Annotated in this window: 13 protein-coding genes; 6 read left to right on the top strand and 7 right to left on the bottom strand. The window is 53.4% G+C overall.

The window, feature by feature from the left end; genetic code table 11:
* Positions 1-25: 25 nt before the first annotated feature.
* Positions 26-568: a TetR/AcrR family transcriptional regulator gene (locus ACRQ84_RS20275; RefSeq protein WP_483818400.1), complete on the top strand. Its 543-nt coding sequence runs from the start codon at positions 26-28 to the stop codon at positions 566-568.
* Complete coding sequence (locus ACRQ84_RS20270; protein ID WP_483818399.1) at positions 565-1677, top strand: MFS transporter; 1113 nt, start codon at positions 565-567, stop codon at positions 1675-1677. The genes ACRQ84_RS20275 and ACRQ84_RS20270 overlap by 4 nt, the downstream gene beginning before the upstream one ends.
* On the opposite strand, the gene ACRQ84_RS20265 is transcribed toward ACRQ84_RS20270, so the two are convergent.
* Complete coding sequence (locus tag ACRQ84_RS20265; protein ID WP_196762354.1) at positions 1664-1804, bottom strand: hypothetical protein; 141 nt, start codon at positions 1802-1804, stop codon at positions 1664-1666. The two genes, ACRQ84_RS20270 and ACRQ84_RS20265, sit on opposite strands and share 14 nt — an antisense overlap.
* Before the next feature lie 85 nt (positions 1805-1889).
* The gene (gene ampC / locus ACRQ84_RS20260) at positions 1890-3023 is read right to left on the bottom strand and encodes a class C beta-lactamase (protein WP_483818506.1); all 1134 of its coding nucleotides are present in this window, start codon (positions 3021-3023) and stop codon (positions 1890-1892) included.
* 116 nt (positions 3024-3139) lie between these two features.
* Here ampC and ampR point away from each other — a divergent pair, with 116 nt between their 5' ends.
* On the top strand, positions 3140-4009 hold the full coding sequence (gene ampR, locus ACRQ84_RS20255; RefSeq protein WP_483818398.1) for a LysR family transcriptional regulator AmpR: 870 nt from the start codon (positions 3140-3142) through the stop codon (positions 4007-4009).
* 3 nt (positions 4010-4012) lie between these two features.
* Here ampR and ACRQ84_RS20250 read toward each other — a convergent pair whose 3' ends face one another.
* The 3 genes from ACRQ84_RS20250 to ACRQ84_RS20240 all read right to left on the bottom strand — a co-directional run bounded on the left by ACRQ84_RS20250 (position 4013) and on the right by ACRQ84_RS20240 (position 6648).
* Positions 4013-5296 (bottom strand): histidine-type phosphatase, encoded by a 1284-nt coding sequence (locus ACRQ84_RS20250; protein ID WP_483818505.1) that lies wholly within the window; start codon positions 5294-5296, stop codon positions 4013-4015.
* 144 nt (positions 5297-5440) lie between these two features.
* A complete protein-coding gene (locus tag ACRQ84_RS20245; protein ID WP_483818397.1) occupies positions 5441-5845 on the bottom strand; it encodes a hypothetical protein in 405 nt (134 codons plus the stop codon).
* 326 nt (positions 5846-6171) lie between these two features.
* Positions 6172-6648 carry a YciE/YciF ferroxidase family protein gene (locus ACRQ84_RS20240; protein WP_064740001.1) on the bottom strand — a complete coding sequence of 159 codons (477 nt, stop codon included), beginning with the start codon at positions 6646-6648 and terminating at the stop codon, positions 6172-6174.
* Between the two features lie 190 nt (positions 6649-6838).
* On the opposite strand from ACRQ84_RS20240, the gene ACRQ84_RS20235 reads away from it, so the two are divergent.
* Positions 6839-7111 carry a hypothetical protein gene (locus ACRQ84_RS20235; RefSeq protein ID WP_483818396.1) on the top strand — a complete coding sequence of 91 codons (273 nt, stop codon included), beginning with the start codon at positions 6839-6841 and terminating at the stop codon, positions 7109-7111.
* Positions 7112-7126: 15 nt separating this feature from the next.
* Here ACRQ84_RS20235 and ACRQ84_RS20230 read toward each other — a convergent pair whose 3' ends face one another.
* The gene (locus ACRQ84_RS20230) at positions 7127-7372 is read right to left on the bottom strand and encodes a hypothetical protein (RefSeq protein ID WP_483818395.1); all 246 of its coding nucleotides are present in this window, start codon (positions 7370-7372) and stop codon (positions 7127-7129) included.
* A 4-nt stretch (positions 7373-7376) separates the two neighbouring features.
* A complete protein-coding gene (locus ACRQ84_RS20225; protein ID WP_231102738.1) occupies positions 7377-7538 on the bottom strand; it encodes a YnfU family zinc-binding protein in 162 nt (53 codons plus the stop codon).
* A 273-nt stretch (positions 7539-7811) separates the two neighbouring features.
* Between ACRQ84_RS20225 and ACRQ84_RS20220 the strand changes: the two genes are divergently transcribed.
* The gene (locus ACRQ84_RS20220; RefSeq protein ID WP_483818394.1) at positions 7812-16409 is read left to right on the top strand and encodes a glycoside hydrolase family 94 protein; all 8598 of its coding nucleotides are present in this window, start codon (positions 7812-7814) and stop codon (positions 16407-16409) included.
* A 99-nt stretch (positions 16410-16508) separates the two neighbouring features.
* Complete coding sequence (locus tag ACRQ84_RS20215; protein WP_483818393.1) at positions 16509-16961, top strand: hypothetical protein; 453 nt, start codon at positions 16509-16511, stop codon at positions 16959-16961.
* Positions 16962-17035 lie beyond the last annotated feature (74 nt).

The following is a 17035-nucleotide window of genomic DNA, read 5'->3' as shown; positions in this document are numbered from 1 at the left end:
AAAACGATCGGTTTACTTTTTAAGAATGAAAAAGAAACTCGACATCATCTCTGCCGCTGAACGGCTGTTTTATCTCAACGGCTTTCATGCCGTTAGCACCGATCGCATTTGCAGCGAGGCGAACGTCTCGACGCGAACAATGTATCGTTATTTCCCCTCACGTGAAGCGCTAACGGCGGCGGTGCTGGCTGCGCGTCAGGAGCGTTTTTTTGCCGCATTATCGCCCCCAGAGCAGCCGCAAGCCGTAAGCCACATGTTCGATGCAATGGCCGATTGGATGCAGCAATACGGCAACAATGGCTGTCTGTTTTTGAAGGCGTGGGGAGAATACGTCGGGCAAGATGCCGCGTTGGCTCAACAGGCGCTGGCATATCGCCACAATATGCGTGATTACATTGCTCGCTCAATTTATCACGCGCTCGGCAGGCAGCATGTGGCGCTGGCGGATGCCATTTGGCTGCTGTTTGAAGGCGTTCTTACCTCAGCCTTGATCATTGGGGCGGTGAATGCATGCGATGCAGGTAAGGCCGCCGCGCTGCAGCTTATCGCCCTCAGTGAAAAGACATGAACGGCACAGCGCTGGGCATCACCGGCTTTTCGCTAATCGCCGTCACTTACGGCATGGCGCGTTTTGCCTGGGGCCTGATGATGCCGGACGTAATGCACGCGATACCCTTTACACCGCGCGTTTCCGGGATGCTGTCAGCCTGCAGTTTTGCTGCTTACTGCGTAGCAGTATTGATTGCACCGATGATGAGCGCCCGCGCCGGCCCACGTCTTCTCGCTGCGGTCGCCGCACTGTGTGCAGCGTTGGGGTTGGTGATTATCGCGATCGCTGTCTCACCCTTGATGCTGGCTGTGGGATTATTTATCGCCGGGATGAGTGCAGGTCTCGCCTCACCTGCTTTAGCGAGTGCCGTCAGCCAGCGCATTGATGCTAAGCAGCAGCCACAAATGAACACCGTTATCAATGCCGGAACCAGCATGGGAATTATGCTGTCAGTGCCAATGTTGTTCTGGCTGCCTGGCGGCTGGCGCGTCTCCTGTGCCGTTTTCGCCGCGCTAGCGATAATCTGCCTTGTGCCGATTTGGCGCCAGCTTCCCAACCAGCGTGAACACGCCGAGCCTACTTCATGGTCAAGACGCCTGCGTCAACGCGCATTGCAGCGACTTATCCTCATTGCATTGATCAGCGGCATCGCCAGTGCCGCATGGTGGAGCTTCGGGCCGGCGTTGCTACATCACATTGCCGTCAGCGACCGCGTTGTTAACCTGCTGTGGTTGATCGGTGGCGCAGCAGGCATCGTCGGCGCATTGACCGGCCCAATGGCGAAATGGATGGGGATGAACTGGGTTTATCGGCTGTCTCAGTGCTGTCTGGCCCTGCCTTTATTGCTGCTGGCAATTAGCCACCATTACTCAATATGGCTGTTTCCGGCTATAGCGTTAGGCGGCGCGGCTTACGTGACACTCTCAGGCGTGTTGCTGGTATGGGGCGCAGAAGCCACGCAAAATGCCCCTGCCATCGGCGTAGGCATTCTGTTTTTCATGTTGGCGGCGGGTCAGATGCTGGGGTCGCTGCTGTTTGGTCAACTCTATGCTCAGGCAGGCGCGCCAACCGCATTAATGCTGTTTGCCGCTCTGCCGTTGCTGATGCTGTTTGTTATTCGTCGTTAAACGGATCTTTCGTGTCGTCTTCACTGTCATCGCGCGTTCTGGGGATCTCACCGTGTTCGCTGGGATTATCTTTGGCAGGATGCTTTTCGTCGTTCACGTCGCGTTTATCTTTCGGATGGTTAGTCATCTGAAGCTCCTTAGTTGATCACCTATAAAGTGTAGATGATCTCCCGCATTAAACGGGATTGGGGCGATGAATCCGCCCCACATGCTTACTGCAACGCCTTAAGTATGTGCATCGCAGTTTTGACCCGCTCGGTATTCGGATAGTTTTTATTCGCCAGCATCACAATGCCGATCTGTTCTTCGGGGATAAAAGCGACATACGCCCCGAATCCGCCTGTTGCACCCGTTTTATGTACCCAGGAAGCGGTTATCCGAGGATGGGATTTCGCATCCCGCACGGGCTGTGGGCCAAGTGCCACTTTGTTATCAGCGCCCTTAGCGGCCAAGTCTGCCTGAGCGGGCCAATCCAGCATTTCCCAACCCAGCCCCTGATATAACGCATCGGTGCGATAGAAACGTGTTTGCGCTAAATTCAGCGCCTGCTGCAACGTCTTATCGTTAACCTGCTGCGGATCCATATTGACCTGCATCCAGCGCGCCATATCTTTAATCGACGACTTCACGCCATAGGCTTCGGCATCCAGCATGCCCGGTGAGACACGTACCGGCTTGCCCTCGCGATAACCCCATGCGTAAGCCTCTTTCGCTGCGTCAGGCACGGTAATAAAAGTGTTTTTCAACTGCAACGGCGTAAATACGCGTTGTTGCATCGCTTGCTCAAATGTCAGCCCGCTGGGTTTCACCGCCAGCCAACCAAATAAGCCGATGCTGCTATTCGCATACTGACGTGTTTTACCCGGCGCCCACTGCGGTTGCCATTGTTGATAAAAGTTCGCCAGCGCATGTTCATCAGTCACGGCATCTGGCACCTGCAGCGGCAATCCGCCGGCAGTATAGGTAGCCAGTTGCTGCAGCGTAATGTCGCGCCACTGCGGCGTAGTCAGCGCAGGCCAATATTTGCTGGCAGGATCGCTCAGCGCAATTTCGCCTTTGGTCACCGCGACGCCACCTAACACACCGGTGAAGGTTTTACTCACCGAACCCAATTCAAACAGCGTCTCTTCTGTTATAGGACGATGTTGTTTAACGTCAGCCATGCCCCAGGTGAAATAGTAAGGCTTACCTTTAACGACCACCGCGACGGCCATACCGGGGATCGCTTGCTGCTGCATCAGGGGTTTAATTGCCTGGTTCACCGCCGTTTCAACATCAGGTACCGCGGCAACCGCTACAGAGCATACCGATGTCAGTGCCGCCGCTATCCATGTTTGAGAAATCAATTTCACTGTTATTAACCTTCCGGGTTGTTGTTTCGCGGGCAGTTTGCCCAATTTGACAGGCGGCAACAAACTGTTAATTTTAGCGTCAGATAATAGAAAATCTTACAGGTCGTCGCATGACTCGCCCTTACATACCGCTTAACGCGCTTAGAGCCTTTGAAGCCGCCGCACGTCATCTAAGTTTTACTAATGCTGCCATTGAATTGCATGTCACTCATGCGGCCGTCAGCCAGCAGGTGAAATCACTAGAGCAGCAGCTCGGCTGCCCACTGTTTGTGCGGGTATCGCGCGGATTGATGTTGACCACGGAAGGCGAAAGTCTGTTGCCGGTGTTAAACGACTCTTTTGATCGTATTGCCAATACGCTGGATCGTTTCTCGTCCGGCCAGATGCGCGAGAAATTAAAAGTCGGCGTGGTGGGAAGCTTTGCCACCGGTTTGCTGTTGCCGCGTCTAGACGATTTTAACCGTCGCCATCCGCATATTGAGCTGCAACTCTCCACCCACAATAATCGCGTCGATCCCGCCGCTGAGGGCCACGATTATACTATTCGCTTTGGCAGCGGCGCCTGGCATGGCACCGAGGCACAGATTATTTGTCCTGCCCCGCTATCGCCGCTGTGTCATCCCGCCATCGCCCGGCAGTTACAGCAGCCTGCTGACGTGCACAAATTCACCTTGCTGCGCTCTTTTCGCCGTGACGAGTGGAGCCATTGGCTGCAAAGCATTAACGAACATCCACCCTCGCCTGCGCATCCAGTGATGATCTTCGACTCATCACTGACGATGATTGAAGCGGCATTACTGGGGGCAGGCATTGCGTTAGCACCGGCAAGAATTTTCACTCACCTGCTGCAAAGCGAGAAGCTGGTGCGCCCGTTCGTCGCAGAAATTGATCTGGGCGGCTACTGGTTAACGCGTTTGCAATCACGAGCGGAAAGCACCGCGATGACGGCGTTTTCCCATTGGCTGGCCGATCAGTTCTAAACCTTACGGCAAATCGTAACGTACCGGCGTGATCGATTGTTTATCCACATTTTTACCTAACGTCTTCACAGCTGATTGCATCGGACAGAGCGTCCCGACATCCGTGATGCGACAGTCAGCTTGACGCCACTCTGCGCGCAACAGCGGATGCGCCTGATTCACCGCTTGCAGCGTGCGCAAATCATCAAGACCTTGCGCCTGGAAATAGATGTGCAGGAAACGTTCGCCACTTTGGCTATCACGCCAGCGTTCAAATACCAAACTGCTGCCCGGCGGGATGTTGCCGCGCGTATAACCAGAAAGTGTCCAGGTAAAATCCATTAATCTGCGAACCATGGCAATGTTGGTGTCATGTGCCACCAGCAGCAGCCAGCGCGGATCTGGCATCGTATCGGCGATGGGATTTACACCTTGCTCAACGCCCTGCAACATCGCGTTCAGCAAAATGGAACCGCGCTTTTGTGCGGTATAGCGCACGTCATTGCTCAGGTCGTAATTAGCGGTCAGTAGCGGTAACACGGCCGTGATTTGCGCCGATGAGCTGATATTGCCCCAGGCAAGTTGGCTCAGTGGCAGATTTTCGTTCCAACCCAAGCGCAGCGTTTCGACCATGTTTGCCAACACGCTTAAGCCCTCAACGTAGGCTTTACCCATTTTGCTTTGCTTGATTTGCCAGGGTTTGTCAAAGAACGTGCAATCTGCATCTTTGCTGCATACGGCCGTTTTCAGTGCCTGCACGGCGGGTTGCAGCGCCTGTTGACGCGCAGCAAGATCTCCGGCCTCTTGCTGCACCGCGTTCAGTTGCTTAAGCGGATCGGTGTGGGTTGCGGGGAACGCTTCGGTCTGGAAAAGCGGATCGTTCTCACCTTCAACACGATGAATGGCTACTCCACAGCCCGGAAATGCGCCATCCACCAATGCTTGTGCTGTGGCACGCGTGCGCTGCAGCGGACTGGCACGCACATAGACATCCTGCGGTTGCGGACAGCCAGAAGTGAGTAAACCTAACCGCCGATAGTGTTCGCCTTGCCAGCGCCCTTTATTGGCCACTGCAGCATAACCGTGACCGGTTAGCTCGCCATCTGCGGTGGTCCATGCTGTCCAGGCTCGATGTGTGGCTGCCTCAATATCTTTGCGATTACCCGCCGTGGGCGGACGAATACCGTGGCGGCTCAGCTCGACAACTTTTTCCAGCTGATAATGTGCTGCTGCGTGAACGGGTGTCGCGCTTAACCACAGTGCGCCGGCAATAAACCATCGAGCAGCAACCCGATATCGGTAAGACAGCTTCACGCTGAACTTTTTATGTAATGCAGCGATGACCAAATCCTCTCTTTCTTTAGCAGTACCACTAGCTTAATACCTGGTTTGCAATTCGTTCGGCTTTCATCCGCATTGTCGAGCCCGCAACAACAAAAGCGGTCCTGCACTTTATTTAAGCGTGGCGCTAGCAACGGTGCCATCGGCGTTAAATGTCATCAATACATGCAACGCTGAATTGTCAGTCATCTTGAAATAGTCACCGTCATTTTCGCGCATGAATCCCCGTTCCACCAATGCCGCAAAAGCGCTCGCTTTAGGCTGTGCCACAACACGTGATCGAAGAAAGGAAGCCATGTCATTTCTCCCTGTCTCATTCTTAGACCCATCGGCTGCGGGACGATGGGCCTCGTTTTGCGCTTTGGTTTTATGAATGTCGCACCAGGTGGCTTCGTTTTGCATGTCACATCCCGAGCGCTCAAGCGCAGCGCGATGCGCAGCACTGATCGCGTTTGCCGGGTTGACCGCAACGATCGCCATAGCAAGAATCGTGTACTGCAACAGTTTTTTCGTCATTGCAATATCCTCAACGCTGGTTTGGACTTACATTTCTTTACGAAGCGCAGGGTAAGTTTCTCAAACAAGTCATGTGTTGATCTGTGTCAGATTGTAGAGTGAGTTTTTTTAAGAGATATAAGAATCTGTCAGTTAAGGCATTTCTTATTCTTAGGATTATTCGGGGAAATAAACAACCGACAAGGCGTTTTTATCAGATGTGGGCAACATTCAATCGTTGAAGTGGGACATGCGCTGATTTTTTCAGCCCGCAGGTTGGGCCTGTGGTGCTGAAAAAATTTGTCAATCTCGGTTCAGGGTTAGCGGGTAACCTCTTATGCTGACAACTATTCCTGCTCTTCAGCAATCAGCGTCAGTTTTTCATCAGTGGCTTTTTCTTCTTCAAGCGTTTCACCCAGTAATTTTGCGGCGTCCTGATAATCAAGCTTCAGCGCTAAGGCACGCAAGGTACCGTAAGTGGCAATTTCATAGTGTTCTACTTTTTGCGCGGCACCAATCAATCCTGCGTCTCTGACCGGACCTTCTTCAACTTCATCGATAATTTCCTGCGCCTCTTCCGCCAGCCCTTCAAGCGCATGGCATTTCATGCGTTTGATCTGCACACCTTCGGTAAGCTCTACCAATTGATCGATACGTTCAATTTGTCCGCGCGTTTCTTCCAGATGCTGTTTAAAAGCCGCAACTAAATTTGGATCCGATGCTGCACGAATCATTTTCGGCAGCGCTTTAGTAATCTGCTTTTCTGCACTGTAAATATCAGATAAGTCATGCACAAAGAGATCCTGAAGGGTTTTAATCGTCATAATATTACCTTTATGTAGGTTATGAGAGGGGTAAGAACGTGGGTGATAAAGAATTTAAAAACAACGGCACATAAGCCTGACTTAATCATGGTGGAGATTTATTTATTCACAAGCGAAGCCTGAAAAATAAACCCAGCGCACTGTTTTATTTATTGCCAGACTTAATCAATCACCCCATGGAGATGAAAAGATGAAAAAAACCATTCAACCTGAACTGTGCTGCCAAATCATTCATGGTCGCACTTTATCCTCACTCAGTTTACTTTCACTGTACGAAGTGGCATTCACCAGCGGTAAATATGCGGTGATGCGACTTGATAAAGATCAATCGTTTCATGAAGGTGACGTTTTTAAGCGTATTAATGATGTTTGGTATTGTGATGGAAAATTAATACATCCACTCTCATTTCAGTTTGTCGATAAAGCTGAAGCGCAGCGTTTTTTTATTGAATTTGAGCAATGAATTTTACATTCATGTTCATGCAGGTGCTTGAAAAGTCATTATCTCATCTGCCTGCGCAGGTGGCAGTGACATCCAGAAACTCACATCCATACTCACCTGATATTCCGCATGCGATTCGAGAAAGATGTGTTCACCGCTGCGTGACTGACCACCATAAAGCCAGCCACCCTGCACCTCACCGTTTTCAAACTGCACAATGCACTCCTGCTTGTAGCCGGGATATTGTTCATTAATATCAATCCATTCAAGAATATGGCGCATGGCCTTACTCCTCAGCAATAAATAATGATTTACAGTGCGGACACAACATCGCCTGGCCACGCGCTTGTTTAAGGGACGATTGCGGGCAAAACTTTTTACACACTGGACACTGCGTTTTCACTTCCCGCCTCGATAAGTTTTCTAAAAATTGATTTAGCCAGCTCATGATTTATTTCCTTTTTCAGTTAACTCATTCTAACACACCTCATTTTTTTCACGCTCACTAACACTTGACAACCATGCTAAAGATACTCAAGCCCATCATTATGTTCAGTTAAATACTTTACATTTAACTTTTATTTTATAAACCAACCGTTAAATAGATTTGGCGCTATACTCAGAAAAGACCGCTATTTTCCCTCGCCCTTTCTATAACCATCAACTTTCCTGTTGATAGTTCTGAATCTTTATAATCCATTGGATTTTTTGTGACGCCATTATGAAAAATAAAATTCCCACCGGGACAATCATAAACAGCAGTGTGCTTCCAGTAACGGCGCGAAGCAGCGTTGAGTTTATGCATGAAAGTGGCATTTATCAGGCCAACCGGCCAGATGTCTTTTCTGAGCAACAAATGGAGAATTACGGAGCGCGATTAGCCAAAACGCATCATCTTTCAAGTGCTAAAAAAAGCTATAAATTATTGCAGCGACTGGCTGAAAATGAACAGGCACTGATAAAAAGTGCCGAAATATTAAGTACCGGTGATAAACGTAATTTAACACCGGCAGGTGAATGGCTGCTGGATAATTTTTATATTATCGAAGAACAAATCCGCATGGTGCGCCATTTGTTGCCCACCAAATTTGGTCAGGGATTGCCGGTACTAACCGAGCCCGCCCACTGTCTGCGTATTCAGGCGATTGCGGATGAGATGATTAGCCATAGCGATGGCCGCTTAGAATCTGCGGTGCTAGCAACCTTTATTCACGCCTATCAGCGTGTTACCCCGCTGCTGATGGGCGAGCTTTGGGCGCTTCCTGCCATGTTACGCTTCGCGTTACTCGATAATCTTGCGCGCATTGCCCAAGGCGTTGCTGAGATCCATCAGGAACGCAGCGAGGCGGAAGCGTGGATTAATGAGATCGTTCATCACTCAGCGAAAGATGCCACCCGTGTGATTCAGGTCATTGCAGAAATGGCGCACAAAAACGATCAGCTTTCGGGTGCGTTTGTCGCTGAACTGGCGCGCAAACTGAATGGCCAGAATCACTCGCTGGCGCTGACGTGGGTGGAACAACATCTGCTGAACACCGGGCGTAACACTGCGGACGTGATTGAACAATTTAACCGGCATCTGGCACTGAGTCAGCTCTCTGTCAGCAACAGCATTGCCGGATTGCGTCAGCTTGGCGAAATCAACTGGCAGGAATTGGTGGAATCGCTAAGTCTGGTAGACCAGGTGCTGGCGCAGGATCCCACCGGCATCTATCCGCAGATGCACTTTGACAGCCGCGATCAATATCGGCATGTGGTTGAAGAGCTGGCTCGCAAGAGCGAATTCGATGAGCTGAACGTTGCCAATCAGGTGCTGGCATTGAGTCGTCAGGCTGAGCTGCCGCCGCGCCAGCAGCATATTGGTTATTTTCTACTGGATAAAGGTCGCGCGCAGCTTGAGCAACAGCTGCAGCCGCGGCGGTCATGGCTGAATCAGGCGCGTCATCATCTCAGTCAAACGCCGCTGCTCTCCTGGCTGGGCAGCCTCACTTTGCTGACCACCGCCTTCAGCGCCGAAACCCTGTTTTTTACCCAACAAGCGGGCATGTCGGTGGTGCTGTGGCTGTTACTCATTCCGGCAGTGATTTTAATCAGCAGCCAGCTTGCCATGCAGTTACTCAGCGAAGTGACAACCCGCACCCGCCATCCGGTTCCGCTTCCGCGACTTGATTACGAGCTTGCGGTACCGGATGGCGATCGCACGCTGGTGGTGATCCCCTGTTTAATCAGCAGCAAACAAGGTACCGATACGTTGCTGCGTTCACTGGAAACCAGCTATCTCGGCAACGCGTTGGACAACATCACTTTTGCGTTACTGGCCGATTTCACTGACAGCGTGGCCGAACATCAGGTGGATGACGAGGAAATCATCAGTTATGCGGTGCTGAAAATTCAGGCGCTCAATCGACGCTACAGCAGCAAGTCGCATAAAGATGTGCTGTTTTCTCTGCTGCATCGCAATCGCATACATAATCCCTCTCAGGGCGTGTGGATGGGATATGAACGTAAACGCGGCAAACTGCGTGCGCTCAATCGCTGGCTGCAGGGTGAAGAGGATATGTTTAACCTCATCGTCGGCGCCAGCCAGACGCAAATGCGCACGGTGAAATACGTCATTACCCTCGATACCGACACCATTCTGCCGCGCGAAACCGCGCATAAGCTGATTGGCATCATGGCGCATCCGCTCAATGCGCCCGTGTTTGATGACAGCCTGAACCGCGTGGTGGAAGGCTACGCCATTCTGCAGCCGCGACTGGCCGAAGAGATCCCGCCCTTTGGACAGGGCCGCTACGCCCGCCTTTCCAGCAGCGTGCCAGGCAACGACGCCTATTCATCCATATCCTCCGATATCTATCAGGATCTGTTTGGTGAAGGTTCATTTGTCGGCAAAGGCATTTACGATGTGGCGGCGTTCACCCGTGCAACGCGCAATACTTGTCCGGAAAACCTGGTGCTTAGCCACGATCTGCTCGAAGGCTGTTATGCACGGTCCGGCGTGGTCAGCAATGTGGTGCTGTATGAACATTATCCGGATAATTATCTCAGCGATGTCGCGCGGCGTTTCCGCTGGGTGCGTGGCGACTGGCAACTATTGAACTGGCTAAAGTTAAGGGTGCGGCTAGAAGATGGTGGCTATCAGGCTAATCCGCTTAGCATGCTCTCGCGCTGGAAATTGTTCGACAACCTGCGTCGCAGCCTGGTGGCGCCAGCCCTCCTTTTGCTGCTCTTTCTCGCCTTCAGTTGGGTCGCGAATCCGCTCTTTTGGCTCGGCTGCATTACTCTGTTCCTGCTGTTACCCGGCGCGTTGGCGCTGAGCATGGAAGGCTTGCGCAAGAGTAAGAAACGCGCCTGGCAACATCATCTCAACATCTTGTACGCAGATGCCTTAACCCGCCTGTGCCGTGCTGGGCTAACGCTGGCGGCACTGCCGCACGAAAGTTACTGGTCGCTGAAAGCGATTGTTATCACGCTATGGCGGCTGAACGTGAGCGGACAGTTTCTTAACGAATGGAAAAGCGCTTCTGCGGGCAGTGCGTCGCCCACTCCCTCATTACGCCATTTTTACCGGGCAATGTGGATAAATCCGACGGCGGGCGTTGCACTGTCACTTTTAACTGTGCTGTTTAATCCCGCATTGATTACCCTGGCTATGCCGGTCACGCTGCTGTGGCTGATCACGCCGTGGCTGCTGTGGCAATTGAGTAAACCTGCACAATCGCGTCAGAAAAAGCTCTCCGCCGAGCAGCAGCAATTTTTGCGCCAGACTGCGCGTCACACCTGGGCGTGGTTTGATGATTTCGTCACCGCCGAGCATAACCACTTACCGCCGGACAACTTTCAGGAAGTGTTGCAGCCGGTGGTGGCACACCGCACCTCGCCAACCAATATCGGCCTGTCACTGCTGGCTAATTTAACCGCGTGGGATTTTGGCTACATCACGCAGAAACAGGTGATCACCCGTACGCTCGCCACGCTGGATAGCCTTGATCGCATGGAGCATTTCCGGGGACATCTCTACAACTGGTACGACACCTACACGCTGAAACCGTTAAATCCGCGCTATGTTTCCACCGTCGATAGCGGCAACCTTGCCGCGCACCTCGCTACGCTACAGTCGGGACTTGCGCAGTGGAAGCATCTGCCGGTGATCGCCTTACCGGCGATCATGGCCGGTCTGAATGACACCTTGTTGCTGGCGAAAGCGCAAATGGGCGCTGAGCGTCACGATCGCTGGGATGAGTTAGCCGAACAGTTTGCTGCGCTGCAGCAGGCCGCACCCGCCACGATCGCCGATCATCTCGCTTCACTGATCGCGCTGAGTGAAATTCTGCTGGCTCAGCTGAAGATGCCGCCGCTGCAGGTGAGATGGTTTGAGCTGTTTATCCACCAGCTCAGCGATTTCCAGCAGGAGTGGACACGCTATTTCAGCTGGATCACCCCGGATGATGTTCTGCCTGACGCTTTACCCTCCTTGCTGTGGCTGAGTGAGTTAACGATCCATCGCCCCGGCTTGCCTTCCCCGCTCGCGGCTTCTGTGATGTGGGCCGCGCGTGAACGCATGGCGACCTTGCTGGAGCTGGATGGACGTCTTGAGGATCACGCCAAAATGGACTTCCACTTTCTCTATGTGGAAAAAACGGCGCTGCTCAGCGTCGGTTACAACCTCGACAGCGGCGTGCTCGACAAAGGCAATTACGATCTCTTCCCGTCCGAAGTGCGCCTCACACACTATTACGCCATCTCCGCCAATCAGTTGCCGGTAAAAAGCTGGTTCGTGCTAGGCCGATTGTTCACCCAGTTGGATAACAAACCTGCGGTGATGTCGTGGAGCGGCTCGATGTTTGAATATCTGATGCCGCATCTGGTGATGCCGGTTTACCCGGATACGCTGCTAGAGAAAATGGCGCTCTCTGCGGTGAAGCAGCAGATTGCCTCCGGCGATGCCGCGCAGATTCCGTGGGGCGTCTCAGAATCCGCCTACGCCGCTTTCGATGACAGCCAAAACTATCAATACAAAGCCTTCGGAACGCCGGAGTTAGGGCTAAAGCGTGGGCTTAATGATGACCATGTGGTTGCGCCCTACGCCACGCTGTTAGCGTTGATGGTGCTGCCGCATCAGGCCACTGACAATCTGATGAGGCTAAAGAAATTGGGTGCCTGCGGCAAATACGGTTTTTACGAAGCGCTGGATTTCACCGCGCATCGGTTAGCGCGCGGTCAGCAATTTGTGGCGGTGAAAACCTACATGGCGCATCACCAGGGAATGGGTTTTCTGGCGATTTCGCATCTGCTGCATGAAGCCCCGATGGTCGCGCGGTTCATGGCCAGCGCACGCTTCCAGTCCTCTTACTTGCTGTTGCAGGAGCGCGTGCCGGATGACATTGAGCTTTATACGCCGCGTCGTCAATTTGTTGACACCAGCGAGATCAAGCCGCGTTCAGATACGCCAGAACTGCGCGAGTTCAGCGGTTCGGCGGCGCATCTGCCGCAGGTCCAGCTGCTATCGAATGCCAATTATCATGTCATGGTGACGCAATCCGGCACCGGTTATAGCCAGTGGAAAGGATTGGCGTTAACCCGCTGGCGCGCCGATGGCACCAGCAATCAACACGGTATTTTCTGCTACATCCGCGATCGTCAATCCGGCGAGCTGATTAGCCCGACGTTCCAGCCCAGCGGCGACGCGCGCCCCCAGCATATTGCGCGCTTCACCGATGCCGGCGCGGAGTTTGAATCGCGCATGGAAACACTCAGCACGCGCACTCTGGTTGTGGTTTCGCCAGAAGATGATGTGGAGATTCGCCGCATCGTCCTGACTAATCATTCACGCCAGCTGCGAGAGATTGATATCACCAGCTATGCGGAAGTGGTGCTGGCTTCTGCCGCCAGCGATATGGCGCATCCGGCGTTCAGTAACCTGTTTGTGCAAACCGAGATCGTCACTGAACTGGAGGCCATTCTGGCCCATCGCCGCCCGCGTGATGAGAAAACCCAGCCGGTGTGGATGTTCCACGCCCTGCTGATTCATGGCACCAGCGAGCGCGACACGCATTATGAAACTGACCGGGCGCAGTTTATTGGCCGGGGTAACACCGCCGCCCATCCGCAGGCCATTGCCGCGGACGGCATACTCAGCGGCAGCGCGGGTTCGGTGCTCGATCCGTTGATGTCGATTCGCCAGAAAATCGCGCTTAAACCGGGTAAATCCGTCACGCTTGATTTGGTGTATGGCGTAACCACGCAGCGTGATGCCTGCCTTGGATTAATTGAGAAGTATCGCAACAATGTCTACGCCAATCGGGTATTTGAAATGGCGGCTTCGCACAGTCAAGTGGCGCTGCGCCAGCTGAATATTCTCGCCGAAGATGCCAGTTTGTATAACCAACTCGCCAGCGCGGTGATTTACGCCAGCCCCGAAATGCGCGGCGACAGCCAGCGCCTGCAGCAGAATCGCCTGGGACAAACGTCGCTGTGGCGACACTCGCTATCAGGCGATCTGCCGATCGTACTGGTGCGCATCGAAAACGGTACCCAACTCAGCCTGGTGACCAATCTGATCAAGGCGCATCAATACTGGCGCCAGAAAGGATTAACGGCGGATCTGGTGATCCTTAATGGCGAGCAAGGCGGCTATCAACAGCTGTTGCAAAATCAGCTTATCAAGATGGTCTCATCCAGCGAAGTTCAGGTGCTGGCCGACAAACCCGGTGGCATCTTCCTGCGTCAAAGCGATCACTTTGCGGCCGAAGATGTCACGCTGCTCCTCTGCGTGGCTGCCGTCGTGCTGGAAGGACGCAATGGCAGTTTGGCCGATCAGCTGACGGTGCTGTTAAAACCACAGCCGGTTGCGCCGACTCCCCGTTTCCTGCCCCATAAACTGGCATTTCCTGCCCCTGTTCGCCTGGCCGCGCCTGACACCTTGCAGTTGTTCAATGGCACCGGCGGCTACAGCGCAGATGGCAGTGAATATCACATTCTGTTGCCCGAACAGCATCAGACGCCCGCGCCCTGGAGCAACGTACTGGCGAACAAACAGTTTGGCAGCGTCATCTCCGAGAGTGGTCAGGCGTATACATGGTATGAAAATGCCCATGAATACCGTTTGACGCCGTGGCACAACGATCCGGTTAGCGACACATCGGGCGAAGCCTTTTATCTGCGCGATGAAGAGAGCGGCGATGTCTGGTCGCCCATGCCGCTGCCAATACGTGGCAACGGCGATTATCTGACACAGCATGGTATGGGCTACAGCCGCTTTGTCCATCAGGAGCAAGGCATTCGCAGCAGCGTCACCACCTTCGTGGCACGTGAAGACGCGGCAAAAATCACCCTGATTCAGTTAAGCAATGTGTCGGGTCGCACGCGCTACATGTCCATCACTGGTTATGTTGAATGGGTGCTCGGCGAGCTGGCAAGCCAGTCGGCCCGCCATGTGCAAACGTCCTCGGTAATGGTTGACGATGGCAGCGCGATTCTGGCGGTGAATCCCTATATCAGCGCCGGATCTCAGCGCACCGCCTTCTTTGCTGCCTCGGGCAACCAAATTACCTTCAGCGGTAATCGTCTTGAGTGTCTGGGCCGCAATGGCTCTACGCGCAGGCCCGCGATGATGCAAGCGCGTGGCTTATCGGGCAATACCGGCGCGGGACTCGATCCCTGTGCGACTCTGCAAACCCTCACCACCTTAATTGACGGCGATACGCGCACGCTGGTGTTTGTTTTAGGCGCAGCGGAGGATACGACATCGGCGTTGTCGCTGATGCAGCAACTTCTGCCAACTGAACAGGCGGAAGCTGAGCTGGAAAAAGTGAAACATCACTGGCACGGCCTGCTCAACAAAGTTGAGGTCCAGACGCCCGATGCAGCGGTTAACTTACTGGCGAATAACTGGCTGTTGTACCAAACGCTGGCGAGTCGCTTGCTGGCGCGCAGCGGATATTATCAGTCGGGCGGCGCTTTTGGCTTCCGCGATCAGTTGCAGGATACGCTGTCACTCACCCATGCCGCGCCGCACTTGCTGCGCGATCAGCTGGTGCTATGCGCATCTCGCCAGTTCCTCGAAGGGGATGTGCAACATTGGTGGCATCCGCCGGCTGGACGTGGCGTACGCACCCGCTGCTCGGATGATTATCTCTGGCTGCCCTTTGCACTTTGCCACTACATCAACGCTACCGACGATCTGACGCTGTTGGAACAGCCGGTGGCTTACCTTGACGCGCCGTTGCTCGCCGCCGAGGAAGAGTCGGTTTATAGCCTGCCCAACGTCAGTCAGGTGCAGGAAAACCTGTGGCAGCATGGTTTGCGTGCCATCCAGCATGGCCTGACTTTCGGTGAGCATGGTTTGCCGCTGATGGGCTCTGGTGACTGGAATGATGGCATGAGTGAAGTCGGTATTGCCGGTAAAGGCGAGAGCGTCTGGCTGGGCTTTTTCCTCTACACGGTGCTGACGCGTTTTGCCGCCCTCTCACAACGCATTGGTCAGGCTGAAGCCGCCAGCCGGTGTGAACAGCAGGCGGAGCAGCTGAAAACAGCACTGAATCAGCTCGCCTGGGACGGTGAATGGTTCCTGCGTGGCTACTTTGATAGCGGCGAAACCCTGGGTTCGCATCTGAACGCCGAGTGCCGCATTGATGCCATCGCGCAGAGCTGGTCGGTCCTTTCCGCTGCGGGCGATCGAGACAAATGCGCATCCGCGATGCGGGCACTTGATCAGCAGTTGGTCGATAGTGATAACGGCCTGATCAAGCTGCTGACACCGCCGTTCAATGGCGTTGGCCCTAATCCCGGTTACATTCGCGGTTACCTGCCCGGCATCCGCGAAAACGGCGGGCAATACACGCATGGTGCGCTGTGGGCGATTATGGCATTTGCCGAAATGGGCCAGATCGATCGCGCATGGGAACTGCTGGCGTTGATTAACCCGATCAATCACAGCCTCAATGCGGCGGATGTCGACACCTATAAGGTGGAGCCTTACGTGATGGCGGCCGACGTTTACAGCGCCGAGAACCACCAGGGCCGCGGCGGCTGGACGTGGTACACCGGGTCAGCAGGCTGGACCTATCAGTTAATTATCGAAAGCCTGCTCGGCATCACGCGCCACGGCGATAAGCTGCAGCTACGCCCGCGTCTGCCCAAAACGTGGCCGGGTGCGAAAGTGATTTATCATGAAGGTGAGGCGCACTATGAGATTGAGATGGTGCGGGCGCAAGGCACTTATCAGCTGTGGCTGAATGGGATTCTGAGTCCAGATGATGCCATTACGCTTAACCGCGACGCCGGACATCATCAGGTACTCATTCATCTCGCTGAGTAGCGATCACAGAGCCCGATCAGAAATTTGCCGTAAAATTTTGGCTCGACAGCCTATCTGCAGGTACAGTGGCGTCTTCGTTCGCTAAGGAAGACGTCACTGATGAGCGCGACATTCAGAATTGCCGTTATTTGGGGTTTTATCTGCTTCTTATTACTCTACCGAACCTTGCTTTCCGAAGTCATATTGTCGTGGCAAGTGTTGCAACAGTATGACATCCCTGTCTGGCAGCTCTTTGTTTCATACGCCAGCAATATTCTCCCCGCCTTGATTCCATTAGGCTGTTTTGTATGGTTAACGCATAAAGCCAAATTCAGCAAAATGTCCGCACTGACGCTTCCCCTCGCTGGCTGGTTGATCGGCCGCTTTGTTGTGATCGTCCTACTGTGGATCATTACCGTTAAAATCAGTAACCCACCGCCGTATACGGAAGGCTTACACAACATAATTATCGATCATCTGATACAGGTTTATGGGTCTGTTAATACACTTACGTCGGCACTGGTTATCATGGTTTGTGCTTACGCATTTTGGCGTGAGCGCATAACACTGTAATTCACATCAAAAAAATAATGCCCGAAGCGACACCATTTTTCTGCACGCAACTGCGTAACCGGTATGACGACAAA

Source organism: Pantoea sp. E2023-21, from assembly GCF_051302795.1.
In the GTDB taxonomy this organism is placed as follows: Bacteria; Pseudomonadota; Gammaproteobacteria; order Enterobacterales; family Enterobacteriaceae; genus Pantoea; species Pantoea ludwigii_A.
The sequence above is the reverse complement of the archived record's forward strand: the minus strand, read 5'-3'. Positions and strand labels throughout refer to the sequence as shown.